Raw genomic sequence first — 24,460 nt, forward strand, 5'->3', positions numbered from 1 at the left:
CTGCCGCCAGCGACGCGGCGGTCAGGAGGTCTTCCTCGGATGATTCGAGGCTTCGACCTCCTGCCGCCGGGCGGCCACTGCCTTAATGACAGTGGCGGCACACGCCTGTGGTTCGAGGTGCTCCCAGAAGCGAAGCACCAGCCAGCCTGCCTCTGCAAGGCGGTTGTCCGTGTATCTGTCCCGCTGGATGTTCCGGCTGATCTTGTCTTTCCAGTACGGCCAATTCGTCTTGTGCATCACGAAGTGTTCCGGGCAGCCGTGCCAGAAGCAGCCATCGATGAAGACGGCCACCTTCACAGGGCGGAAGACCATGTCGGCCGTGCGGCGCATCTTCGGGAGCGGCTTTGCAGCCACCCGGTAGCGCAGTCCAGCGGCGTGGACAAGCGAGCGGAGGAGCAGCTCGGGTGCGGGTATCGTGATTCCGGTTGCCGAGCATGCTCCGCCGGTTCGCGGCCAACGACGCCCACGACCCCTCCGGCAGTGTCCACTGCGCGGCCGGTGCTTCTGGTTGTCTTTGCTCGCTCATATCTCAAGCAGCTTAGGGACGGAATCCTCCGGGTCCGCCGGCCTGGCGAGGACCCGTTCCTGTCCGTTCAGCTCTACTCTCGGCGCTTCCCGTGGTGGGACGGGCAGCCGCAAGTCTCGCACTCACCAACTCGCCTGAGCCCGGCAGGGGCAACCCAGGCGCTTCAGCGATCCGGCAATGGAGTAGTCCATGCTGATGCCGTCGGCGAAGCCGATTCCCGCTGGAAGCCATCTGGGAGCCGACCCGCTCCCGAAGCCCTCTCCTCACCACCCGAGACCAACCGGGACCGCCTAGCTGAACTGCACAAACACGATCCAGGCAGGAAAGATCATTAACCGATCCTCGTTCGGGATGAAGAGGTCGTGGCTCAAGAACCATTGCCCGGCGATCCCACTCGCTGCTGGCTCCGACTTGGGATGTGACCAGCGGGTCCGCCGCTTGCGCAAGTCGCTCTGGCTGGGGTTGGAGTGGTAGCCCTTGTCGCCTAGCAGCGCGTTGGGGCGGTGGCGCGAACAACCGGGCCGTCCGGCCACCGGCGGGATGCCGTCGACCAGAGCCAGGGACTGGGTGATGTCGTTGACGTTGGCCGCGGTAGTGAGGACCTTGAACGGGGTGCCCCGTCCGTCGCAGATCAGATGGTGTTTGCTACCCGTCTTCCGTCGGTCGACCGGCGACGGATCGGTGTCGGCTCCCCCTTTTTTTCGCAACGGCGCCTTCCAAAAGGAGCGGCCTAGTAATGGACTGACAAGGCTCAGCATGCCACTCATAGGTCCCTGACCTGCGGAGACTCGTGAGACGCACAGGGCCTTCGGAACTGTTGCAGCAGGGCAGCGCAATAGACCGAACCCATCCACCGGCGAAAACCGTAGGGTCTTCCGCGGGCAGGCTGATCAGCGGCTCGGAGTCTGGAAGCAGCGACGGTTACCGACCCTACCCGGCAGCGGCCGAAGACGGCCGCTCTGCGGCCCCAGGCATTTGCTACGGGGCCGCAGAGGCACTGAAGATCGTCACCTGGGCCGTCGGACGTCCGCTAGGACGTCGTCCAGCAGTCCTCTCACGTCGCTTCCACCCAGGACCAGCTGTCGATCCAGCAGCCGGTTTCCTGTCTCGCAGGAGGTCTCACTCACCAACGAGCACCCATGGCAGGCCGAGAGGTTCAGCTGTGAGGCTCCCTGACGGTCGCTTTCGATGCAGACCGGGTCGTTGGAGCAGAAGTCCGCGTCGTCCAGGGCTGTCACCAGGAGCGGGATCAGCTTCTTGGGATCCCCGAGCCTGACGAGGCCGCCGAGGGTCCCCTGGGCGTCGCCTGCCGCGGTGTAGATCAGGATCCCGGCGGTCTTGTCCGTGCGGTCGGAGTTCGCGTAGATCCTTTCCTGCAGCGCGGCGGACGCGTAGCCGCTGGCGAACGCCAGCCGCCGGATCAGCAGGTGCGCCAACGTGTGCAGGGCGATGTACCTGGGCTCCGGCACGTCGAGGCGGCCGGCCCAGGGAGAGTCGGCCCTCCGCGTCTTGAGGATGCCAGCGCGTCCCTGCACCTCCGGCTGCGCCTCCCATGCGGCGAGCTTCTCCTCGTCGAACCGCAGGAAGATCCCTTCCCCGAACAGTTCGATCGCCGGGTAGGTGGGCCGATACGACCGGTCCGCCCCCAGGTCGGCGTCGATCAGTGCCGCTTCCGCGTGGTGGCGTCGGAACCCCCGCAGGGCACGGACCTCCCGCACCCGGCGTACCTGTCCGATGCCGCTGATCTTGTTGAGCAGGCTCTGTGGCCCCACGAGCCCCTCGAGGCTTCGCGCGTCGACGACGAAGTCGCTTCCCGAGCGGTCGCGCCCCTCTTCGAGTTTCTTCAGAAATGCCGACCACTCACCATCCTTCAGGTCGAGCAGCAGCTCGCCCGCAGGACTTTCTTCCCCTGCCGCGACGCCGAGGACGGTTTCCGCCGTCACTCCGAGATCGTCGGCGATCAGCTGCGCCAGTACTTCCGACTGGGGTCCGCCGTTGTCGGTCACGACTTTCCCGAAGAGCATGTGACCACGGATCTTGTCGGCCGTCTCCGCGGACTGCGGACGTTCCTCCGGTATGTCGAGAGCCGAGATCCTCTCGGCGATGTAGTTACCCGTGGCACCGCGCTGCACGGCGACCAACTCGTACGGGCAGGGCTTCTTGACAGAGCTCTCCGGCTCCCAGGGCTGCCGTCCCGCGCAACGGATCCCGTTCTGGTGCAGGGCCCCCTTCGTCACAAGTTCCGCGAGCTTGCGCTCGTTCCCGCATCCGTAGCACTTCACAACCAAGGCCGCGAGGCCTTCGCCGCGGGTCGCCAGCTTGTGGAACCTGAGCGCCTTGTAGTCACGGCAGACGCGGACCGCTTCGTTCAGGTTCGCCGCACGCCCACGATGCGCCCACTTGAACCAGTTGACGTCCTGGATATGGCTGCCCTTTTCGCAGACCGCGACATATCGCATCGGGACAAGTGCGCCGCCGCAGTCGCAGGTGTTGCTCCACTTGCCCTTTTTCCTCCCGGTCAGCTTCGAGAGCTTGTCGCAGCGCTCGCAGAACCGCCAAGCGGGAAAGCGCCAGTACGGCAGCGCGGGAGTCTCCTTGGCGGCACGACCCGCATGCGCCGGCGGTTGCCTCAGGACACCGGCACCGAGGCGGGCCATCAGACGCTCACAGCTGATCTCGTGGGCGAACTTCTTGTCCCACCAGGACGTGTCCGGCGCCACGAGCGACTCGCCTCGCACGTCGACGATCGCTCCCACACCGAACGGTGAGATCGTCTCGGAGAGGCGCAGGTCATGCCTGATCTTCTCCATGGTGCACCTCCTCCTGCGGTTCCTGGACCTCGACCGCCACGTTGGGCTCCACGGACCTCATCGAGTCTCCGACGAGCCACCCCTCGCCGGGCTGACCGAACTTCTTCAACAAAGCTGCCTGGTCTTTCGTCGTCCGCTGGTAGTACAGAGGCTCGTCCGACTCTCGTGCCTGCGCTGCCCGTCGGTCCCAGTCCCTCAGGAGGCTCCATACCGCGGAGCGTGTTTCCGGGGCTTCGAGATCATCGGCGCGCGTCACGTAGCCGAGGAACCGGTCCACGAGTCGATCGACCGCTTCGCTGATCCTGTCGTCCCCGAGGTCGAACCGACCCGCCGCGTCGTTCGGGGCGAGTGCGGTGAACGACTGCCGCAAAAGCGCCACGAGCGCGCCGGCGAGCGATCGCTCGCGCGAGGCCAACGACCACGGCGTGACGCTCGTGGGCTCCACGCTCCGGTAGAGGGCCTCGTAGTAGCCGCGGAAGGTCTCGAAGTGCGACCGGTCACGGGCCCTGCCCGACCGGAACAGCGTGACGACAACGCCCTTCGTGTCTCCACGTCCGACACGGCTCGTGGCCTGGATGTACTCGGCCGTGGTCTTCGGCTGCCCCACCATGAGCATCAGCGCGAGCCGCGGAATGTCGATGCCCACGGAGAGCATGTTCGACGAGAGGACCACGTCGACGGCCTCCGGCGACTCGTCGGCCCTGACCCGGAGCGCGCGGAGATCGTTCGGCAGCTCCTCGGCTCCGCGACGGCTCGTCAGTTCCAGGACCTTCCCGGCCCTGACGGGCCGCAGCGGGAAGCCGAGCCTCTCGGCCCGGGGCTCCAGACGGCCGTTGACGTCGTCGACGACCAGTGTCCCGGTACGCCCGAGCTCACGAAGACTGTTGTGGTACATGACCAGCGTCCAGTACGCGTCCCGTGACGCGGCGGACGGGGCACGGGCGGCGAGCGCCTCCGGCATCTCCACCATGGGAGTGACGGCGGCGATGACGGCCGACGGCTGCGAGACCGACTGCGGCATCAGGCCGACGTAGAGACGTCCTTCCCCGCTCTCCACCGGGCGGGAGAAGAAGGTGCGGTCGTCGTCGAGTCCCGATGGCGGATACAGGGCGACTTCACGCCCGTACAGTCCCTCCACCTGCTCCTCGGACGCGCGGATGGTGGCCGTCGAGGCCACGATCTTAGGGCTGGAGCCCGACCGGCTCAGCAGGAGCTGGATCACCGCGTCGAAGACGGCGACGGTGGTCCCGAGCGGTCCCGAGAGCAGGTGCAGCTCGTCCTGGATGATCATGGAGGGCTGCTTGAAGGTGGTCCCGAGACCGAGCAGCCTTCCCGCTTCCGGTCTGAACTGCAGACGCGCGAACTTGTCGACGGTGGCCAGGAGGATCGTGGGCGGTTCCTCGTACAGCACCTCGTCGACGACCGCGAGCGGAAGCTCGCCGGCGAACCCGCACGACTCGTCGACACAGTGGAGCACGACGTCCGCGCCCACCAGGCGCATGCCGTAGTCCTGTGGCTTGTCGCTCCTGAGCTTCGGCACCAACGGCGTCAGACACCACGGGCAGCTCTCGACCTGGAACTCGTTCGCCTCTTCCGGACGCGCGGCCTTCTGGAGCCGCTTGAGTGCTTCACGTGCCTCTACACGCGTGCCGGGGGTGACCTCGTTGCCCACCCACAGACCGATCGAGAACGGTGCCATGCCCTTCGCCCGGTCGTCCGTGGCCCGCAGCTTCTCCATCGCACAGACCAGCGCCGCGGCCCGTTGGAACTGCTGAGAGGTCAGGAGCCGCAGGGTGTAGCGGGTGATGACGGCGGTTCCCCCACCGATCGTGCCGTGGGCGAGTCGCCGGCGGAAGACCTCGATCGCGGCGAGACCCAGGTACGCCTCGGTCTTGCCGCCACCGGTCGGGAACCAGATGAGGTCGACGAGGTCACGGTCCTCGTGCCTCTCGTCGACGGTGGAGGCCAGCGACACGAGCAGGAAGCCGAGCTGGAAAGGGCGCCACTGTGGCTCCGGCACCTGCTCCTCGGGCTTCCCGCGGTTGATCGACGCCTGGCGCATCTGAAGACGCATGGCGGTCATGCCGAGCGAGAAGGCCGTTCGAAGGTCCTGTCGTCCCGACGTCCGGAGGAGGTCGATGCCTTCCTTCATCCTGTCGACGGCGTCCTGCGAGCGCCCGGCGATTCGGACGGCCACGGTCCCGTCGTCGCCGAACGCCTCCGCCCGTTCCATCTGTCGGGAGGCCCAGCCGGCGAACGCCTCGACGAAGGCGTCCAGCGATCGAAGGACCGCTTCGGGATCCCTGTCGATCTGCTGGAGGTGCCCCAGCTCCAGGGCCTTGGCCTCGGCCGTCCCCTCGTCGAACCCCGTGGTCTCGACGGCGGGCACCACGAAGGCCGGTACGGGATCGAGGAAGACCTTGGTGCAACGGTCCGCCGTGAACTCCCAGTCCGCAGCCATTCCGTGCCCGACCGCGTAGACCTTTCGGTTGCGGTATCGCAGGCGCAGTTCGGCGGCTTCCGGGTCGGTGTCGATCGAGCGCGTCGTGTCGTACTCCAGGATCTCCGCCCCGGCGGAGGGAGCGACGGCCAGGTGAACCTGGAACAGCATTCGGGGGATGTCGAGTCGGTCGTCACTCGTGGATTCGGTCAGGACCCGTACGTGGACGGTGACCAGCGAGTCGCCCTGGAAGTCGCGCCAACGCGATCCGATCTCGACCGAGACACCGCCCACGGAGAGGCACTCGGGTCCCTTGTCCCGCCGAAGGTCGAGGCCGTCGACGGAGAACGGGGCGCGCCGCCACCCAGGCGGTCCGTCCTTTTCGATGGCGGCGTACGTACCGCACGAGAAGTCGACGTCGACGGAGTCGCCGTCGGTGACGAAGGAGAGCGCGACGGACGAGGGCTTCCAGTCCTCGGCCAGGGGGACCCCGGCCCCCTTCTCCTCGACATCACCGTCGGGGACGTCGGCGGAGACGTCTTCGTCCGTGTCTCCGCCGTCGTGAGATCCGCGTGCCTCGGCCTCGACCGGGAACAGCATGCCGACGGCGTACTGCCGGTGGGGCAGGTTGGCCGTGACCTCCTCGGCTCCCGCCTCAGGTCCCACGTAGGAGGCTCGAAGATGCTGCAGGGCCTCCTTCTGGGCCGCTGTGAGGTTCACTTGCCAACCTGCTTTCGAAGAAGATCCTGGAGCCGCTTCTTGTCGTCCTTGGACGCGACCACGTGGAGCGTGACCCGCGCCCTCGTGACCGCCACGTAGAACGCGGCGAGTCCCCGGTCGTCGTATTCCTGGGGCAGGTCGCAGACGATGACGTGCTCTGCTTCCAGCCCCTTGGCGAAGCGAGGGTTCGTCACGAGGAATCCGGCCTCGCTCCTGCGCGGCTCGGCGTCCTCGGAGACACTGATGATCCAGATGTCCTGGCGGCGGGCCCCGTTCGCGACGAGGTCCCGAGCCACAGCCTCGGCCGCGGAGACGCCGGCCGTCCCGTCGGACCACCGCCATTCCACTCGGTCGCCGTGGACGATGCCAGGGTCTCCGACATCGGCGCCGAGGTACTCCTGCACGACATGGACGATGGCACGGGTGTTGCGGACGTTCCGGTCCAGGTCGTACTGGAGTGCCTCCTGCTGGACCAACTCGCAGACGTCCGGGTCGAACTCTCCGTCGACGCGTGCCTGGTTGTTGGGGTCGAGGAACATCCTCCACCGGCCGCCTTCGCGACCTCCGCGGATCACGGCGTCCAGTGCGTCCATGCCCTCGGCGTTCATGAGGTCCTGTGCCTCGTCGACGAAGACGACGTCGTACTGCTTGTCACCGGAGAGGTCCGCGAACGGAAGGAGATCGATGTCCCTGCCCTCGATCCGCGGGCCGAAGAAGTCGACCAGGGCGGGCGAGTGAAAGGTGATGAGGACAGACTTCCCCTCGCCCGCCTCCTGCTTCGCGCCTTCCGCCAGCACCAGGGACTTCCCGGTGCCCGCGCCGCCGAAGACGAGCATCCTCGGATTGCGGGAGAGCGCGGCCAAGACCCTGGCCTGGCCCTCGGTCGCTCGGTTCTGCTCCTCCAGCACGGCGCCCCGCTGCGCATCGATGACGGGCATCCTCGTGAACTCGCCGAAGAGACGCGCCCGGAGGGTCTCGGGCCGGGTGACTCTGACTCCGAAGGGGGCGGTCCTTGCCTCACCGGCAACCTTTTCGAAGGCTTCCGTCAGCGCGGCAATGCTCATCTGCTCCTTGGCCCACCAGTGGCTTCCCTTCCATTCGACGGCAGCCGGAGGCGCGTCTATGTCGGGGGTGAGGGCGACGGCCTCGGTCGCGAACCAACCGACGCCTTCCTCGTGGAGGATGTCGCGCAGCGCGTACATCGCCGACTGCGCCTGGTCCATCGGCGACTCGCGCAACTTCTTCCAGTCGCCGTGGCGGTCGATGGAGTACCAGACGCCGTCGTACTTCCTGACGCCCCCGCCCTTGACCTCGACGATGACGACGACGCCGTTCCAGAGCACGACGAAGTCCGCTTCCCCCTGCTGCTTGACCGCGTGGCTCCGCAGCTTCACGGAGTGGAAGGCGACCGCGTCGTGGGGGCCGTCGACCGCCCGCAGCAGTCGGGCCACCCGCCGTTCGGCGTTGCTGGTGGTCGTCGTCTCGATGTCGGCGAGGTCCGGTATGAGGATCATGCTCCCTGCTTCCGCCAGAGGTCTTCGTAGGCGCGGTATCCGAGGAAGTCGTTGACCGCACCGAAGTTGTCGGCGACGTCCACGATGAGGCATTCCGGCTTGCCGCCGTTCGCGGGGCCGCGCAGACCACGGCCGGCCATCTGGATGTACGCGCTGGGACTGAACGTCGGCCTCGCGATGTACAGCGCCCTGACGCCAGGCGCGTCGAAGCCCTGGATCAGCAGGTCGCAGTTGGCCAGAACCCGGATCTCGTTCCTCTTGAACCTCTCGATGACGTCACGGCGTGCTTGCCGTCCGGTCTGACCGCTGACCGCCTCGGCCGCGACCTTCCGGTAACGAAGTGTCGCGGCCAGGACTTGAGCGGACAGGACGTTCGGCGTGAACACGAGGATCGGCCACTCCGGGTCCTGGCGGAGAATGTGCTCCACGAGAATCCGCATGCGTGCTTGGTCCCGACCGATGCGGTCGAGAACCTTGGGCTCCAGCTTGCGCCACGACTGCACCTGCTCGAGTTCATCCGGCTTCAGTGCGACATCCACGCCCGGCAACACCTCGTGTCGGACCCGGGCGAGGACTTCTCTCTTCGACAGCTCCTCGTAGGCGTTACCGCCGAAAGCTCTCATGATGTGGTGACCGAAGCGGGCCGCCAGCTCCTCCGTCGGTTTGGTGACGACGTCGCTCTTCCCTTTGAAGGGTGTCGCCGAGACGCCCACCAGAGGCCGCTCCCAGCTACGGCCGTCGACTCCGAGCCACCTGAGGATCTTCGTGTACATCTTCGACCCGCCGGCCCGGTGCGCCTCGTCGATGAACACCGCGGAGGCCCGGCTCAGCCACTCGTACTCAGGAGTGCCGGCCACCCGGTCGAGCTTGGCGTCGGTGGCCACGACCACGCTGAACTCGGTGTCGGGCTCGTGGACGACGTTGGTGTTCCAGAGCCGACCGATCGTCAACGGACGCTCGTCCCCGAGCCAACGCCAGACGGTGCTGAACGTCTGCACCGCCTGCTCGCAGAGCTCCTCCGACTGCGCGATCCAGAGCACGGTTCCGCTCATGTCACCGTCGACGAACAGCCGCAGCACGGTTTCGGTGGCCACCCGGGTCTTCCCGGCTCCCGTCGGAAGCTCCACCATGCCCTTGCGTGCGCGACCGTCGGCTTCCCGGGCCGTCAGGACCTCCCGCAGTTCCTCGCTGATCCTCTCCTGGAAGTCGTGCAGGGGCTTGAGCTTCACGGCACCGGGCACGACGAACTCGTCGTCCTGGTGCCGGGTGCGACGCCCCGCGTACTTGGTGCCGAACCCCATCTTCCGGAGCCAGGCGACGGTCGACGCTCCGCCCGTCCATGTCGTGGGAACGTCCGTGTACCCCTCGGCGCTGAACCCCTCTGCGAGGAGCTTGATCGAGTCGCTGCCGTAGACGGTCAGGAAGAGCTCCGCGACGGACGTGGAGTCGTCCACCAGGCCCTGTCCCTCGAGCGCCTGCCAGAGTCCCTTCGGCAGGTTCTCCTTCAGCGTGTCGTCACCGATGAAGATCGCCAGCCGCTCCGCGTCGCTGGACGCGGCCCGGGCCTCCTGCCTTTGGGTCTCGAGCTGTTGGTCGACGCGTGCCTGGAGGATGTCGCTCAGCTCGGCGTTCGACAGGCGCAGGTCGAACGCCCCGTTGACGATCTGCAGGACACGACGTTCGTCAAGATCCGCTTGGACCACGAGGGTCAGTCCCTGGAGGTGCCATTCGAGCGACTGGTCCTCGACCCCGTCCTCGGTGGTCGCACGCTTCGTGATCTGGACGGCCTTCGCCACGGTCGCGTTCGTGACCTTGTCCTCGACGAACGTCGAACGCAGTCCGGTGTACAGGTCGATGACGCGCTCCTCGACCTGTCGGCCGTCGACCAGCAGGTCGAAGGAGAAGCTGTCCTCGAACCGGCGGCATCCGACCACTTCGACGAACTGCTCCGCTTCGTCCTCGTCCACCTTGAGGTACGGCTTCTGCTTGGTAGTGAGGAACTCTCGTTCCTCCTCCGTCGTAGCCAAGTACACCGCGTCGGGCCGCCTCCTCTCGATGGCGCGTCCCACCCGGGCGGGGATGAAGACCGGACGCCCCTCCGGGAACGCGAACCGACTCGCGGTGAGGACGAACCCCGTCAGCGCCGTGTTGCTGATCTGCGAGGTGACCTCCGCCTCGAGCGCTTCCCGCAGGACCTCCGCGGGAACCTCGCCCAGATCCTTGGGCAGTGCCAGAGCGGCCTCGACGTGGCGCGGTCCTCGGAAGAGAGGCAGCAGGGCCTCGTACTCAACGAGCGACGCGGAGACGACGCGGTCGGGAGTCCGACAGCCGCGAGTCGACTTCAGCAGGCCGGCTCGGCCGGCCGCCCATCGAACAGGGGACAGGACCCGGTGGCTGAGCCCCGTGTCGATGTCCGTGCAGAGCCAGTGACCTGCCTGGTCGAGCCTGAGCAGTCCTTCCGTCCACCGCTCGCGTACGAGTTCGGACGCGCCCGCGTCCTCCAGCATCAGGAGTGCCGAGAACGGACCGGGGCCGTCCCCCCTGTCGAACTCGACCCGCTCGACGGGGCGCTCTCCGGGCCCGAGCCTCCGGTTCACCTCGTCCAGCACGTACTCGCAGTAGTCCTCGAAGTGGACCTCGTCCTCGAGCGAGTACGAATTCACCGGCTCGGTGATGACGCCTGCCGCGTGTGCGAGCTGGGGTACGCACTTCGTCCGGTCCAGGACTCGATCGGGGGCGCTGTCGCCGAGGCCGTCGATGTCCAGCACGTACGTGGGCGGGGCCCAACCACCGTCGCGCGTCGGAACCTTGAGAGCACCCGTCTTGTTGCCCGCCACGACCTTCTGTGCCTGCGCCATGGGCACATCGGTGGCAGCGTCCCAGAACTTCGGGAGTTCGTCGTCCTCGGCCTCCGGTGACAGCTTGGCCATCCTGGCCTCGAGCATCGAGAGGGGATCGAGGTTCCGGAATCCCCTGTCCCCGAGCTTCTTCTCGACGCCGGGAACGGCCAGGAAGTCCGGATCGACGAAGCACGCTCCTTCGATGTCGGCGTCCTCCGCGCGATGGAGGAAGACCCGGTCACGGTCCTTGAGGGACAGCATGCCGTCGGTCGTCGGTATGACCTTCGCGGGGCCGAAGCCGTTGGGATTCCGCAGCACGAAATCGAGCGCCTTCGCCGCAGAGGCCACGTCGGGTCCCTCCGCCCACTCGCGCAGCCAGGACAGGACGCCTCGCTTGGGGATCTTCTCCAACGCCTTCAGCTCGTCCCTGGGACGTGAGTCGGCGAAGGCGGAGGAGACGCTGCACGCGTAGAGCGTCCTCAAACGGGTCACACGCTGCTGGCCGTTGGCATAACAACGCCAGTGCGGCACGGCGTCGTCGGTGTGGGGCGACTTGATCCACTCTTCGTGGTCACGCTCGGACGCGTCGCCGACGCCGAAGTCGAGGGGCCGGAGCTCCGGCGGCGTGCGCAGCACGCCGGTCGCGTCAGGGATCAGGGCCTTCTCGGATCCGAGCTGTGGGACGTGGGCACAGAGGATCTCGTCGCCGAACGAGTGGGCCTCACGACCACGCGCCGGCATGTAGTCCAGGTGGGCCGCCGGATCGTCGACGGACGAGACCTTCGGCAGCATGTCGAGGAACATTCCCGAGAGAGTCACGAGGATCTCTCGGTTGTAAGTGTTCGAGAGCAGGGTGGTGCGGTCGTCGTTGACGCTCCAGGGGGCGTTGAAAAGGGCGGACGCCGACGTCCTGTCCTGGAGCGGGAAGTACGACCAGAACTCGCCCGTTCTCAGCTGGGCGAAGCGCGCCGGCATCGCGACCGTGACCTTCATTCGGTCACGCGACACCGCTTCGCCGACTTCGGTCCGGGCCTCGGGACTGGGTGCGTGCATTCGGTTGTCGACGTACCACTCGTCGTGATCACCGTCGGGACGCTCGATCCCGAACCTGCCGTCGCCCAGGTCGCGCGACACATGGCTCGTCACGAAGTTCGCCTCGGCTCCGACGACTCGAAGCCGGATCTCGCGCACCGAGTTGACGAAGAGGAGGAACTCGGAGCGGAATTCCTCGATCTCCTTCTTGAGGTTATCCAGCCTCGTCGCATGCGGCAGCCTGACGATCGTCACCGCCCACTCCGCCAGCTCGGCCAGGATCGGGTCCTTGGCGAACTCGGCCTCCGCGTCTTCGGCCGCAGGCCGATACCAGCGCCGCCGATCGACCCCGTGGCCCGGCACCGCGTGACCGACCTCGGCGATGCTCGCCCTCAGAGGCGGATCGACGTCACCCCGCCCCAGCACGCAGATGTACATGGCTTCTCTTGCGTCAGCGCAGGGTCAACGACCGGCCCAGACAACTAGCCTGAACACGCACCAGACACACAGCGATCTTCACAGGTCCCCCACATTCGTGAAGCTCAAGCGTTCAATAAATCTCGACCACGGGGAACCCCTCGTTACTGATTCGCAATCTGGAGATCACCTACGGCATGCGGTCAGAGTTGACTCGCCGTCAACGGGTTTGCCTCCCAGGCAATGCACCTCTGCCCGGGAACCGCGTCAACCGTGCACAACTGGATGCCTCGACAGCAACCAGACACCTTTGCCTCAATGCACATGGACCAGCCTTCACAACTCCCCTGCTCGCGCTTCGTCAAGGCTTCAGCAACTCCTGGCCATGTGGAAGCGCTTCTGTCGAATTGGACTACGCCCACCGGGGGCACAGCAGGGACGGAGTGCGCCTACCGTGCGCCCCCTTACCACCATGCTGCGCCCCGGCTCACTGCGGGCAGCCGATAACGGCCGATCCGACCTCGTGCTGAGCCAGGACGGCTGAAGTGGCGAACTCTGTTGCCTGTCCGATGAGTGCAACGAGCACCCGCACGGGGCTGTGGACCACACGTGGACACAGAACCGTCCACTGCCGGTCCACACGCCCATGACCTGCGGAGTTTGCGCCTCAGGAAGAGGCCTCCGGAGCCGTGTGCGCAGGTTCGAATCCTGCCGGGGGCACCTTGAAGTAGGTGCCCAAGGACCCCGTCACCAGCGGAAACGCTGAGGACGGGGTCTTCGCGTATGTGCAGGCGGGTGCCGCCGGAAGCAGCGGTTTGCCGGTGATCACGTAATGGCGAACGTAATGATCTTGGTGGGCCTTTTTCCCGTGACCCGCGGGCGGGTGGTGAGACTGTTTGTCGACAACTTTGGCCGTTCTGGCCATGATGGGCCGATGCCCGAGTTCAGTTGGCCGGACCGCTCCCAGGTACCGACCTCAGAGGCTGTACACCGAAGTTGGCCGGCAACCGTTTCCGCGCTGCCCCTTGGGTCTCATGTCAGCGGACAGGTCATCGGCCGACAGCCGTTCGGCGTCTTCATCCTGCTCGATGGCGTGCCGAACGCAGTCGGCCTCGCCGAGATCAGTGCCATGCCTCACCACATGGAGTTGCCGGCCATGGGGTCCACCGTCGCCGGTGAAGTGATCTGGCACGCGGATCGCAACCGTCAGGTGAGGATCAGACTCGATGAATGGAACGTGCCCGGCTGATCACCTCCGGGTGTCTCAGCCCTGCACCGCATCCGCACCAGATCAAGTGGGGAACAGCGGGGAAGCGCGGTGAAGACGCACGGGCTCACCGAGCCCCCGTGCAGCCATTTGTGCTGGTCAGCCCATGAAGCCTCCCCATAGTTCCGCAGCTCCCCAAGCTGGAAGCGCGAGTTCGATATTCGCGCCGAAACGGTGATCGTCGGAACGACCCGCCGTGCGGGCTCTCACCCAGCCCTGATCCACTCCTTCCCCGGCGGGCACCGAGGCGTGGACGGGGGGTACGACGTGTGCCTCGTCGGACGGGGACGCTGTGGCGTCGGGTGCCGTGGTGACGGCCGAGGTGGTGGTTGTCGGCGCCGTGCCGGTCGTCACCGAGATGCTGTCGCCGAGGCTGATCCGGGCGTAGAACCACTGTGCGTCCTCGGCGCCGAGGGCGATCACGCCGCCGCTGACGTCGTAGTCCACCCGGGCCTCGATGTCCGGGGCGAAGGCGCCGACGTAGAGCGGGCCGCCCTCTGCGTCGCGCAGCTCGACCGCATACGCGACGTTCACCACGGTGCGGCCCTTGGAGGGCACGTCGACGGCCAGCGCTACCCGGACCTGCCTCGCGACCACGGTCATCGGGGTCGTGCTCGTGGACCCGGACGGGAGGTCGAAGGTCGAGAGGATCGGCATCACCCGGCCGCCGTACGTGAGGTCGCTCCCGGGCAGGTCGAGCGTGCCGGAGACGGGTGCCGGGGTGGTTGCCGTCTGCGGGGCGGAACCTGAAGGTGCCGCGGCGGCGGTTCGACGCCCGGCCGGATGGTGCGGGTCCTGGCCGAGATACTGGGTCAGGGCGAAGCCCAGCAGCGCGAGGGCCGCGGCCCCCGCACCCAGGGTCGCGGCGGCACGGCGGCGGCGCCTGCGGCGCGTCGCCCGGGCACGTGTCGCGGGGCCGCCGACGATCGGAGCGGTCGCCCGGGTGGCGGCCAACTCGCGTAGCGCGGCGGAAAGTTCATCGGACACGGCGGCTCTCCTTCCGGACCGGCCCGTCGGCCTCGTCGACACGCTCGTCGGCCTCGTCCCCCGCAAGTCGCTTCGCCAGCGCCGCCCGCCCCCGGGACAGTCTCGCCTTGACCGTCCCCACGGGCGCGCCGGTCTCGGAGGCTACCTGCTCCACACTCAGGTCGCACAAATGGTGCAGGACGATCGCCATCCGCTGAGCCTGGGGCAGTTCGCGCAGGGCGGCCACGAGCGCGGTGTGCTCAGGGCCCGGTCCCGGGGTGGAGTCGGGCGGCGGAGTGCACCGTACGAGTTCCAGCCAGCGCCTCGCGCGCCGCCAGCGGCTCACCGCCAGCCGCATGGCCACCGTGCGGATCCACGCCTCGGGAGCGCTGTCCGACAGGAAGTGCTGTCGCCGGTCCCAGGCCCGTACGAACGCTTCCTGTACGACGTCCTGGGCCTCGCCGTGGTCTCCGGTGAAGGCGTAGAGCTGTCCGGTCAGCCGGGGGAACGCGGTCGCGTAGAAGGCGTCGAACTCGTCCTCGGTCATTCCCCCACCGGAATCTCTGCCCTTTCCTTGCAACCTGGCCACCTCCGCCGTGCGTAGAGGTCGCGTAGGCCGCGTAGGTCGCATCCAGCGAAGCGCAACCCCACCGGGAAGACGGGGCACACGGGTTCCAGGCTCCCTCCTTCCCTAACGGTGTTGGCTCGCTGCCTGCTCAACCTACGTGCACGACCGAACGGTTGCCGACCAGGACGGACGGCCGGCCCCATGCGTCCGGCCACGACCGAGTTCCCGAGCCGAAGGACCGCCCACGTGCCACCGACCCCCGACGTACTCCCCGCACCCCCCGTATCCCCCGCACTCCCCGCAGGCCACGACTTCGCCACGTACGCCCGGACGCACTGGTCCCGGCTGGTCGTGACCGCTCGGCTGCTCACCGACGACCCCGGTGCCGCGGAGGAACTGGCGCGGAGAACGCTGGTGCGGATGTGCGCGCGGTGGCGACGCGTTCCGCGCAACGACGTGGATTTCCATGTGCGGCGCTGTCTGGTGCGCAACCACCTGCGCCGGGTGAGCGGACGGCGGGCCGCGCGCCGATGGGCCGTTGTCGTGCTGCGGGTCTGGGAGGGGCTGGCGGACGCGGAGATCGCCCAGTTGCTGGGCTGCTCGGTGGGGGCGGTGCGTGCCCATGCCAGACACGGTCTGAAGGAGGCCAGGAAGGCCGGCACCGACCCCGGGCAACTGCGCGAGGTGTTCACCCGTGCCGCCCGGGACATCGTCCCGTCCGAGGTGCCGCTGGCCGGCCTTCAGGCAGGGGGCCGCATCCGGCGACGACGCCGCCTTGCCGTGGCCTCGGCCGCCTGCGCGGCGCTGCTCACACCCGTCACCCTCCTCGCCGCCGACCGTCTCGGGGGTGGCGATGCGCAGGACGGGACGTCCGGAGCCCGGCCAGGGGACGGCAGTCGTCAGGCCACGAGCCCGATCCGGGTGGTGGCGCCGGGCGAGCGGGTGACGGCCGGGACGGGGGTACGGATATGGCTGACGGCCGAGGGTGGGCACTGGTCGGTGCCCCTCCCCGGGGACGACAGCGCCCGCCCACTCGACGAACCGGGCGTCTCCCTCCGGCTGGACAGCGTGAACGGCGGGTTCTTCCTGTCGGGCCTCTTCCACGGCCTGAGCGGCGAGCCGGGCCGCGTCGAGGTGAGAACCGGCGACGGCGGCAGGACCACCGCGAATGTCCTCGTCCTGGCGGGCAGTCCGGGGTGGGGCCTCTGGTACGCGAGCACGCCACTGCCCAGGAAGAACGTGCAGGGGCTCATGTCCGTGGGCGGGGACGATCGGATCGTCACGGTGTACGACGCCTCGGGCAGGGTCGCCGCACGGTCGGACCGCGAGTGGTGGCGGAAATGAACGTGATCGGGAAGGGGGACAGGGACGGAGACGGGGACGGGACCCGGGACAGGCAAGGGCACGGGCACGGGCACGGGCAAGGGCACGGAGACGGGCACGGAGACGGGCACGGGGACGGGCACGGAGACGGGCCGGACAGGCTGCCGCGACCGGCGCGCCCCGCACGGCGACCGAGAAAGGGGATGCTGTCGGAGCGCCGGCACCGCGAGCGCGCGCCGTTGCGGATCCGGTTCCGGCGCAACCGGGGGCGGCGGCTTCGCCGGCTGTTGTACGCCTTCCTCACGCTGCTCGCGACGCTGTGCGCGGCGGCCGTCGTGGCGTACCACCTGACGTCCATTCCGAAGCCACACCCCGAGACCGTCACCCAGAGCACCGTGTTCCTCGACTCGGACGGCGCCTATCTGGGCCGGCGCGGACCGGTCGACCGGCAGGACATGCCGTTGTCCGCGGTCCCCCGGCATGTGCAGGACGCGGTGATCGCCGCGGAGAACCGCTCCTTCCGTACGGACAGCGGGATCTCGCCACGGGCCATCACGCGGGCCACGCTGGCGACGCTGACGGGCGGCGACCCGCAGGGCGGCTCCACCATCACCCAGCAGTACGTGAAGAACGCGCTGCTGAGTCCGGAACACTCGTTGGCCCGCAAGGCCCGTGAGGCGCTCATCGCGATCAAGCTGGACCGCACCCTCACCAAGGACGAGATCCTCGAGGGCTATCTCAACACCGTGTACTTCGGGCGGGGTGCCGCCGGGATCCAGTCCGCCGCGCGCAACTACTTCGGCGTGGACGCGAAGAGCCTGACGGTCGCGCAGGGCGCCGCGCTGGCGGCCATCGTCAACATCCCCTCGTACTACGAGAAGGCGGGCTCCGATACGAAGGTGACCGCGAAGCTGGAGAACCGCTGGGAGTGGGTGCTCGACGCGATGGCCGCGAGCGGGAGCATCACGGCGAAACAGCGGGCCGCGGCGCGTTTCCCGGCGTTCCGGTTCTATCCGCCGGGCGAGACCGAGGGGCAGCGGCAGTACCTGATCGACGTCGCCGCGAAGGAGGCCGCCGACCGGCTCGGCATCACCGAGGACCGGCTCGCGAGCGGCGGCTACAGCGTGACGACCACCTTCGAACTGGCGCTTCAGGACAGCGCCGCACAACTGGTACAGAAGCATCCCGGGGGCAAAGGCGTGCGGGTGCACACCGCCATCGTGGGCATGGTGCCCGGCGACGGAGCGGTACGGCTGCTGTACGGGGGCTCGGACTATGCGCGGCAGTCCTTCAACGACGCGGTGAGCGGGGCGGTCGAGGCGGGGACGGCCCTGGAACCGTTCAGCGAGGTGGGGCACGCGGGCGAGCCACTGGGCAAGCTGCTGAAGACGGCGGCGCCGACCCCGCTGAACCTGACATCGGCGTACGCGACGGTGGCGGCGGACGGCAGGTACGCCACCCCGTATACCGTCGCGCGCATCACAAGGGAGGGCCGCACCGTCTACCAGGCGCGAACCGACGTGCGGCAGGTCCTGGACGAGAAGGAGGCACTGATGGCGGGCGCGCGATCGGGGGCCGGACCGACGCCCGTCGCCGTCGACGTCGACCTCGCCGCAGGCTCGGCGGAGGCGAGGGGTTTCGCCGTCGCCGGGGCGGGTGGCGGGATCACCCGGCGGACCGTGTGGACCACCGGGTACGACAGCCGACTCGCCCTGACGGTCGCACTGTTCGCCGACCGGGCAGGCAGCAAGAAGGGCACGACGTTGCCCGCGCAGCTGCCGAACGAGCCGTCGCCGACGGATTTCGCACAGAGGGTGGCGGCGGGGATCTGGGAGGCTGCCACGAAGGGCGGGTCGAAGAGTGCCGCGGAGAGTGACGTGGCGGAGTGACGTGGCGAACTGACGTGGAGTGGCGGCGAGCAGCACATGGGTGGTGAAGCCGCTGTCGGCGAGACCCGGCCTGCTCCAGGGCGGCCTGGAGCAGGGCGTGCCATCCCTCATGGACAGCAGGGCTGTCGTCTGCTGAGGTTCGGACTCGTCGCATCGAAGGTGCCAGCCGTCAGCCGAGCGTGGTGACTTTCGGGAGGTGTCGGGCAGCAGGGTCATCGTCGCCGCCAAGGTCTCTGGTGCGGTTCTTCGATACGGGCGACTCCCGGGGTCCGGGGGCGAGATGCCCTCTTCCAACTGCCCCAGGCCCCCCACGAGAACCAGGCACTGGCGGCCAGGCCGCGAATGACGCTTGGGGCGTCGTGTCCATGTGCGGCGCTGAGCAAGCCGCCGATGGCGCCGACGATGAGGAACAGGGCAAGGAAGGACCAGATCACGATCTTCATGCCGGGGAACGGTATCCGGCCCGCGCCGGCCAGCCGTCCATGGCCGACGACCAGCCCACCAGACCCCGATGGCCTCCCAGCCGAGAGTTCGGGACAAAGACGTCCTTACCCAGGCCAGCCGTAGGGTGAGGGCGTGCGAAACGACCGACACGACGAACCCCTCTCCGACGACGAACTGGAACTCTTCTTGCAGTACCTCCATCGCTTCGCCAATCACGACGTCGACCAGTTCGTGCTCATGGAGGTAGGTGACCCCGACTACCCGTGCTACATGGACCTGTCCCGGGCTCCAGTACCCGGAGCCGACCGTGCCGCCTACCGTCGCCCGTAGCCGAACCAGGCGGGTCAACTGGCATCCACGGCTGACCTCAACAGCGCCGGACGCCGGCAACTCCGGGCGGTCGTAGGCATCAGCGGTCGTAGGCATCAGCGACCGGAATGACGGTCGCTGGCCGAACGGGCTTGAGCTACGGATATGAAGGTCTCCTGACATCCACGGCAGCAGCATCAACGCCAGACGGGGGTCATTGAGCTCCGAGCCGCTATCGCGCCCCCGTGACCAGGCCGGGAGACCTCAGCAACCGCCCCGCCCGTAGTTCGCATCGACAGGGCAGGCCGTGGAGCACCTCGACTCGGTTGTTGCGGCTCCACCGCCCTCGCGGGTACGCGATCGCCAAATGAGGCCAAATCGCGACCTACTACGACCCAGCCAGATTCGCTCACACTCAGACACATGGGGGCGATTCAGGATCGTGACCAGTTCGTATGCCATCGCTGCGAGGAGACAAGCCACACTGTGCGCGAACGCGGACGGTTTGGCCTCATGGCGAGGTACTGCGAGACATGCTGGAACACCTTCGCCAACGAGATGGCCGAAGCCGATGGGGCCACAGCCGCGCCCAGACCGGACCCTGACCCCGACGACGTCACATGGATCGAGCCACCGGTTTGCCTGGAATGTGGCGCCTTGGTTCGCGTGTACCCCACCAACTACGACCGATGGGTCAGCCTCGCCACGGTGGAACTGCCCGCCAAGGACGTCCCAGAGGCCTTCAGGTGGCGTTTGACCAGGCTTCCTGACCGATCCTCCATCCCCACGGACATCGTGGCTGTACGGGTCCGCGGAATCGATCCACTGCCGAGCGAACCCGTCGTGCCGGCTCACCGCATGATGTGCGTCCCCGAGTGGGGTGAGCCGTAGGCCGTAGGTCACACAGCAGAGGCACGGGGTGCGGCCCGTGTCCCCGCGTGCCCGATCGAGCAGAGACCGGCGGGGAGCAGCGGGGAGCAGCGGGGAGCAGCGGGAACACCAAAGACGGGCCCAAGGACCCGCACCTCAGTGACTCGTCAGCTCAGCCCCGGTCCGCATACGCGATCTCCCCTTCATCTCTCGGCTACCGAGCGCACCCAGCGGCGCTTGACCCGCCCATCAAGACTCCGCCGACCTACGCGATACAGTTCCCGCCGTTCCGGACCAGCGATCAGGAGAAACGCGTGTCGATGTTCTCAGGCGACGATCTCGTCTCTCTGCCGTCGCTGGGAGGAACCGTCGGCTCCCGCCCACGTCCGGGTTCCCCTGGCGGCCTCATGCGACGCTGTGCCGCTGTCGCCATCGACCTTCCCCTTGCCGTGGCCGTGGTCTTGGGCCCGCTTCTCGCGCTGGACCGAATACTGCAGTTCCTCGCCGTCCCGGACCACCGAGCGGGAACCATCTGGCTCACTGCGGCCGTCGTGTGGCCCCTCGTCTTCGTCCTGGGCTACTCGCCTTTGTGCGTCTCACGCTGGGGCGGCACCTTGGGCAAACGCGTGATGGGTGTGGAAGTGGTCCGCGAGAGTGACGGTGCACGGCTCGGCTATGGAGCCGCAGTTCTGCGGCACATCATCAACGTGGTGGTGACGACTGTGCCGGTATTCCTTGTCGCCCATGTGTCCTCGATCAACCTCAGTGCGAATCGCCAGGGCACGCACGACAAGGCTGTCGGCAGTGTGGTGATCCACCGCAGGTGAGGGTGTACTGGTGGACAAGGATGGAGCCGTGGCATTCATCAATGGTCAGGGCGGAGCCGGGGCCGGACCGTATCGGTGTCCCTGCTGCGGCTTCATCACCCTCGCCGAGCGAGGAGCGTACGAGATCTGCCGTGTCTGCATTTAGGAGGACGACGGCCAAGACGAGCACGACGCGAGCGAGGTGCGGGGCGGCCCGAACCGCGGCTTGAGGGCTCTTCGAAATTGGTGGGGGTTTGAGCGCCGGCTACGGACGTGGCAAACCGCTCCGCCGCCCGGATGCGCGGCGAGCACGTCGACGCTCTCCTCGACGAGCTGTCCAACCTGCCCAGGGTGATCGGCGCGCCGATCACCGTTGCGTGGAACGTCAAGGAAGACCTCCTGGACCTGCTTGCCACCGCCCGGACCCGCCCAGACCGGGAACAGGTCCGCGATCTGCTGTACCGGTTCTACCGCCGATGCGCCGAGGCCGACCTTCCCGAACTGCAGCGCCTGGCCACAACCGTCGAGACATGGTGGCCAGAGATCCTTGCGTTCCTGCACACTGGGATCACCAACGCCGGCTCCGAAGGCACCGACCGTACGCACTCGCTGCGCAACCACCCGTCGAGCCCGTGGACACCTCGACGCCCGCCAATTTCGTTGAGCCCGCACCCCGCAATCGTGTTGGCTGGCGGCACCGAACTGTCGGTACCGCAGGTGTCCGCTTGGCTGTAGCAGGGAGTTAAACGTGCAAGACAGTGTTGTCGACCCCGTTGCCCACAATCGGGCAGCCTGGGACAAGTATGTCCAAGAGGGCAACGAGTGGTCGAGGCCGGTGAGTGCTGAGGATGTCGAGCGCGCCCGCATGGGCGACTGGTCGATTGTTCTCATCGGGCGTGAGCCAGTCGACCGCTCCTGGCTGCCGACGGACCTGACCGGCAAGGACGTGTTGTGCCTGGCCTCCGGCGGTGGCCAGCAGGGTCCGATCCTCGCCGCCGCAGGGGCGCGGGTCACCGTATTCGACAACTCACCCCGCCAGCTCGGCCAGGACCAGATGGTGGCGGCGCGCGACGGACTCGACCTGCGCACCGTCCTAGGCGACATGCGCGACCTCAGCGCCTTCGGCGACGCAACATTCGACGTCGTATTCCATCCGGTCTCCAACCTATTCGTACCGGACTTGGCACCGGTGTGGCGTGAGTGCTTCCGCGTCCTGCGACCGGGCGGAACTCTGCTCGCGGGCTTCCTCAACCCTGATGGGTACTTGTTCGACCACGAGGCGCTCGACGAGCGCGGCGAGCTGATCGTCGTGCACAAGCTGCCCTACAGCGATGTCACGCAGTACTCCGCCGAGGAACGCGCCACGAAGTTCGGCGCGGATGCCGCTCTTGAATACAGCCACACCCTCACCGACCAGATCGGCGGGCAACTCGCCGCGGGGTTCGTCCTCACCGGCTTCGCGGAAGCGCCGCACCAATCCAACGCATCCGCTCAATACATGTCGAACTATTTTGCGACGCTGGCGGTCAAGCCGGGCTGACCCAGCCATGGGGCCGGCCGAGACGGCCGTGTCTCCGAACGGCCAAGTGGAGCGCTGTGCCAGCCCGACCCCCACTCCCTTCACTGAGCCGGCTTGAGCCTCCGAGAGGCCCGCCGGAACTACCAGGAGATCGGCGCATGCGACGAGCGCTGCACCTGGTTCGTGCGTGCCCCGCTGCCCCACGAGCACGCTATCGGCGAGCCCGGTGCGCGGCCCGACTGACTGAGCAGTGGTGAACCGAGTCGCCGACGCTGCCGGCACGCAGGCAGCGGCCCATCCCAGTTCGTCTCATCCACTCGCCTCCAAGATCCTTCAGGCGCGTTGCACGCCGGACTCCGCATGCGGTTGGCCGCCGACGAGGATCAGACCGCCAGGCGGCGGATGGCCACGACGGCCGCGTCGTCGTCGAGGTGTCCGTGGACGTGGGCCAGCGGGTCGTCCTGGAGGTGGCGCAGCAGTTCGTCGGGTTCGTCCTTGGTCCACTGTGGAGCCCGTTCGGTGAAGGGGTGGAAGAGTCCGTCGGCATAGCGCGCTTCGCTGACGCCGTCCGTGTAGAGGAGCAGCAGGTCGCCGACCTCGAACGGGAACGTCTGGACGTCGTAGGCGGCGACCCCGCCGAATCCGATCGGGAGGTGGCTCGCCTCGGCCATGAGTGGGGTGACGTGATTCCCCCGCGGGAGGAGCGGCGGCGGGTGGCGCAGGTGATGAGGTGGACGACCGGATCGTGGTCGGGGATGTCGAGCAGCACGGCGGTGGCGAAGTCCTCGTTGGTGTCCTGCTCCGCCTGTGGCCGCCACTGGCTGGTGTCCAGCGGAACGCGCCGTCCAGGTGGACGGCGAGGCGGGGCAGGGTGGCCTGCCGATGGGCGGCCGCGCGGAAGGCACCCAGCAGCAGGGCGGTGTTGTTGATCGCGGCCAGGCCATTGCCGCGCACATCGCCGATGAGGAGCCGGGTGCTGTGGTGGGCGGTCCGTGCGGCCGCGTACAGGTCTCCGCCCAGCTCGGCCTCTTCCTCGGCGTTGCTCGTACGACATCCCGAACGCGTTGGCGATCTTGAGGTCGGCGGCCTTGAACTGATCCAGCCTGCGCTCCTCGTTCGCCGGCCGGGCCGCCAGCTCGGCGGCATCCCATCCGGGCCGGCTGACCAGGCGGTTCCGGTGATCCGCAGCGCCAGAGGCAGACCGCCGCACAACTCGGCGAGCCGGGTGAGCGCCGATTCCCCGTCGGACGCGGCGCGTTCGCCCAGGATCCCGGTCAGCAGTTCCGTGGACTCCGGCAACGGCAGGGGCCCGAGGACGAGCCTGCGCACGCCCTCCAGACCCGACAGCAACCGCCGGGTGGTGATCAGCGCCCGGCCCGCGCCCCCTCCCGGCAGCAGCGGGCGCACCTGTTCCTCCGACGCCGCGTTGTCGAGGACGACCAGGACCCGCTTGTCCCGCAGCAGCGACCGGTACAAGGAGGCGCGCCCCTGGATGTCGCCCGGGATCTGCTGGTCCCCGACACCGAGCGCGCGCAGCAACAACCGCAGAGCGTCATCGGCGGACAGAGGCCGCTGGGGCATGCCGAACAGATCGAGGAAGAAGACCCCGTCGGGAAAGCTCGGCCGTACCGAATGGGCGGCACGGACGGCGAACGAGGTCTTCCCCAGGCCCGCGGAGCCGGTGATGAGCCCCACCACTCCGACACCCGGCGAACTCTCGGCGTACACCAGCTCGCTCACCCAGATCAGTTCCGCGGCACGGCCGGTGAAGTCGTCGACCGACCGGGGCAGTTCGCACAGGCCCGGTCGGACGCGTCCAGTGATCCCGCAGCCGGCCCTCGCGCGCCAACTCGATCAGCTGCTTGCGGGTATCGCCCTCCAGCGCGAGCGCGTCCGCCAAGGCGGTCACGGTCCGCTGCTGAGGCCCCCTGCTCCGTCCGCGCTCCATGTCCGACAGCGTCCGGGCACTGACCCCCGACCCCTCGGCCAACTGCTCCAACGTCAGACGTACCGCACGCCGATGAGCGCGTAACACCTCCCCGAAACCGGGACGTCCAGTGATGGCGCCACACCCCCCTCGGCGGCGAAGACACCCCACCCGCCGCAACCGAGCTGCAAGTCCGCTCAGACCGTCCCTTACCGCGCATGTTCTACCACCGCCGTCCCGCACCGAGGAACCACGTCAGCAACCACGTCAGCA

General features: G+C 67.9%; 20 protein-coding genes and 1 pseudogene. 11 read left to right on the forward strand and 10 right to left on the reverse strand.

Annotated elements, in window-relative coordinates:
* Nucleotides 1-21: 21 nt before the first annotated feature.
* The 6 genes and pseudogenes from ACZ6D7_RS09715 to ACZ6D7_RS09740 form a co-directional block, all read right to left on the reverse strand.
* Nucleotides 22-436 (reverse strand): annotated as a pseudogene (locus ACZ6D7_RS09715) (very short patch repair endonuclease).
* Nucleotides 437-816: 380 nt separating this feature from the next.
* Nucleotides 817-1,293, reverse strand: a complete 477-nt coding sequence (locus tag ACZ6D7_RS09720; RefSeq protein WP_469486272.1) for a transposase — start codon at nucleotides 1,291-1,293, stop codon at nucleotides 817-819.
* A gap of 240 nt (nucleotides 1,294-1,533) precedes the next feature.
* Nucleotides 1,534-3,336, reverse strand: a complete 1,803-nt coding sequence (gene drmB / locus ACZ6D7_RS09725; RefSeq protein ID WP_469486275.1) for a DrmB family protein — start codon at nucleotides 3,334-3,336, stop codon at nucleotides 1,534-1,536.
* Entirely contained in the window at nucleotides 3,317-6,496 is a 3,180-nt protein-coding gene (locus tag ACZ6D7_RS09730) for a helicase-related protein (protein WP_469486277.1), read from the reverse strand. Before ACZ6D7_RS09730 ends, drmB begins: the two co-directional genes overlap by 20 nt.
* Entirely contained in the window at nucleotides 6,493-8,010 is a 1,518-nt protein-coding gene (locus ACZ6D7_RS09735) for a nuclease-related domain-containing DEAD/DEAH box helicase (RefSeq protein ID WP_469486280.1), read from the reverse strand. The genes ACZ6D7_RS09730 and ACZ6D7_RS09735 overlap by 4 nt, the downstream gene beginning before the upstream one ends.
* A complete protein-coding gene (locus ACZ6D7_RS09740) occupies nucleotides 8,007-12,320 on the reverse strand; it encodes a DEAD/DEAH box helicase (RefSeq protein ID WP_469486283.1) in 4,314 nt (1,437 codons plus the stop codon). Before ACZ6D7_RS09740 ends, ACZ6D7_RS09735 begins: the two co-directional genes overlap by 4 nt.
* A gap of 913 nt (nucleotides 12,321-13,233) precedes the next feature.
* On the opposite strand from ACZ6D7_RS09740, the gene ACZ6D7_RS09745 reads away from it, so the two are divergent.
* A complete protein-coding gene (locus tag ACZ6D7_RS09745; protein ID WP_469486286.1) occupies nucleotides 13,234-13,548 on the forward strand; it encodes a S1 domain-containing protein in 315 nt (104 codons plus the stop codon).
* A gap of 117 nt (nucleotides 13,549-13,665) precedes the next feature.
* On the opposite strand, the gene ACZ6D7_RS09750 is transcribed toward ACZ6D7_RS09745, so the two are convergent.
* Both ACZ6D7_RS09750 and ACZ6D7_RS09755 read right to left on the reverse strand, forming a co-directional pair.
* On the reverse strand, nucleotides 13,666-14,553 hold the full coding sequence (locus tag ACZ6D7_RS09750) for a hypothetical protein (protein ID WP_469486289.1): 888 nt from the start codon (nucleotides 14,551-14,553) through the stop codon (nucleotides 13,666-13,668).
* Nucleotides 14,543-15,079, reverse strand: a complete 537-nt coding sequence (locus ACZ6D7_RS09755; protein WP_469486291.1) for a SigE family RNA polymerase sigma factor — start codon at nucleotides 15,077-15,079, stop codon at nucleotides 14,543-14,545. Before ACZ6D7_RS09755 ends, ACZ6D7_RS09750 begins: the two co-directional genes overlap by 11 nt.
* A 267-nt stretch (nucleotides 15,080-15,346) precedes the next feature.
* Between ACZ6D7_RS09755 and ACZ6D7_RS09760 the strand changes: the two genes are divergently transcribed.
* The 9 genes from ACZ6D7_RS09760 (at nucleotide 15,347) to ACZ6D7_RS09800 (ending at nucleotide 22,503) form a co-directional block, all read left to right on the forward strand.
* Nucleotides 15,347-16,444 carry a sigma factor-like helix-turn-helix DNA-binding protein gene (locus ACZ6D7_RS09760; protein WP_469486294.1) on the forward strand — a complete coding sequence of 366 codons (1,098 nt, stop codon included), beginning with the start codon at nucleotides 15,347-15,349 and terminating at the stop codon, nucleotides 16,442-16,444.
* Nucleotides 16,445-16,626: 182 nt separating this feature from the next.
* Nucleotides 16,627-18,312, forward strand: coding sequence for a transglycosylase domain-containing protein (locus ACZ6D7_RS09765; protein WP_469486297.1), 1,686 nt, complete (start codon nucleotides 16,627-16,629; stop codon nucleotides 18,310-18,312).
* Between the two features lie 576 nt (nucleotides 18,313-18,888).
* Nucleotides 18,889-19,086: a hypothetical protein gene (locus ACZ6D7_RS09770; protein WP_469486299.1), complete on the forward strand. Its 198-nt coding sequence runs from the start codon at nucleotides 18,889-18,891 to the stop codon at nucleotides 19,084-19,086.
* Between the two features lie 537 nt (nucleotides 19,087-19,623).
* On the forward strand, nucleotides 19,624-19,956 hold the full coding sequence (locus ACZ6D7_RS09775) for a DUF6083 domain-containing protein (RefSeq protein ID WP_469487897.1): 333 nt from the start codon (nucleotides 19,624-19,626) through the stop codon (nucleotides 19,954-19,956).
* A gap of 299 nt (nucleotides 19,957-20,255) precedes the next feature.
* A complete protein-coding gene (locus tag ACZ6D7_RS09780; RefSeq protein WP_469487900.1) occupies nucleotides 20,256-20,762 on the forward strand; it encodes an RDD family protein in 507 nt (168 codons plus the stop codon).
* Between the two features lie 28 nt (nucleotides 20,763-20,790).
* Entirely contained in the window at nucleotides 20,791-20,907 is a 117-nt protein-coding gene (locus ACZ6D7_RS09785; protein WP_469486303.1) for a CPCC family cysteine-rich protein, read from the forward strand.
* 107 nt (nucleotides 20,908-21,014) lie between these two features.
* Nucleotides 21,015-21,476 (forward strand): transposase, encoded by a 462-nt coding sequence (locus tag ACZ6D7_RS09790; RefSeq protein WP_469486305.1) that lies wholly within the window; start codon nucleotides 21,015-21,017, stop codon nucleotides 21,474-21,476.
* A 13-nt stretch (nucleotides 21,477-21,489) separates the two neighbouring features.
* Nucleotides 21,490-22,281, forward strand: a complete 792-nt coding sequence (locus ACZ6D7_RS09795; RefSeq protein WP_469486308.1) for a class I SAM-dependent methyltransferase — start codon at nucleotides 21,490-21,492, stop codon at nucleotides 22,279-22,281.
* 93 nt (nucleotides 22,282-22,374) lie between these two features.
* Entirely contained in the window at nucleotides 22,375-22,503 is a 129-nt protein-coding gene (locus ACZ6D7_RS09800) for a CPCC family cysteine-rich protein (protein ID WP_469486310.1), read from the forward strand.
* Between the two features lie 140 nt (nucleotides 22,504-22,643).
* On the opposite strand, the gene ACZ6D7_RS09805 is transcribed toward ACZ6D7_RS09800, so the two are convergent.
* Nucleotides 22,644-22,931, reverse strand: coding sequence for a SpoIIE family protein phosphatase (locus ACZ6D7_RS09805; protein WP_469486313.1), 288 nt, complete (start codon nucleotides 22,929-22,931; stop codon nucleotides 22,644-22,646).
* 178 nt (nucleotides 22,932-23,109) lie between these two features.
* Here ACZ6D7_RS09805 and ACZ6D7_RS09810 point away from each other — a divergent pair, with 178 nt between their 5' ends.
* Complete coding sequence (locus tag ACZ6D7_RS09810) at nucleotides 23,110-23,337, forward strand: hypothetical protein (protein WP_469486315.1); 228 nt, start codon at nucleotides 23,110-23,112, stop codon at nucleotides 23,335-23,337.
* Nucleotides 23,338-23,812: 475 nt separating this feature from the next.
* On the opposite strand, the gene ACZ6D7_RS09815 is transcribed toward ACZ6D7_RS09810, so the two are convergent.
* Entirely contained in the window at nucleotides 23,813-24,430 is a 618-nt protein-coding gene (locus ACZ6D7_RS09815) for a helix-turn-helix domain-containing protein (protein ID WP_469486317.1), read from the reverse strand.
* Between the last annotated feature and the right edge of the window lie 30 nt (nucleotides 24,431-24,460).

The organism is Streptomyces sp. NPDC041784, assembly GCF_055591025.1.

Coding starts and splice junctions, on each gene's coding strand:
- ACZ6D7_RS09720 (WP_469486272.1), bottom strand. CDS start 1,293: ATGAGTGGCATGCTGAGCCTTGTCAGTCCATTACTAGGCCGCTCCTTT.
- drmB (WP_469486275.1), bottom strand. CDS start 3,336: ATGGAGAAGATCAGGCATGACCTGCGCCTCTCCGAGACGATCTCACCG.
- ACZ6D7_RS09735 (WP_469486280.1), bottom strand. CDS start 8,010: ATGATCCTCATACCGGACCTCGCCGACATCGAGACGACGACCACCAGC.
- ACZ6D7_RS09740 (WP_469486283.1), bottom strand. CDS start 12,320: ATGTACATCTGCGTGCTGGGGCGGGGTGACGTCGATCCGCCTCTGAGG.
- ACZ6D7_RS09745 (WP_469486286.1), top strand. CDS start 13,234: ATGCCCGAGTTCAGTTGGCCGGACCGCTCCCAGGTACCGACCTCAGAG.
- ACZ6D7_RS09755 (WP_469486291.1), bottom strand. CDS start 15,079: ATGACCGAGGACGAGTTCGACGCCTTCTACGCGACCGCGTTCCCCCGG.
- ACZ6D7_RS09765 (WP_469486297.1), top strand. CDS start 16,627: ATGCTGTCGGAGCGCCGGCACCGCGAGCGCGCGCCGTTGCGGATCCGG.
- ACZ6D7_RS09775 (WP_469487897.1), top strand. CDS start 19,624: ATGGCCGAAGCCGATGGGGCCACAGCCGCGCCCAGACCGGACCCTGAC.
- ACZ6D7_RS09780 (WP_469487900.1), top strand. CDS start 20,256: ATGTTCTCAGGCGACGATCTCGTCTCTCTGCCGTCGCTGGGAGGAACC.
- ACZ6D7_RS09805 (WP_469486313.1), bottom strand. CDS start 22,931: ATGGCCGAGGCGAGCCACCTCCCGATCGGATTCGGCGGGGTCGCCGCC.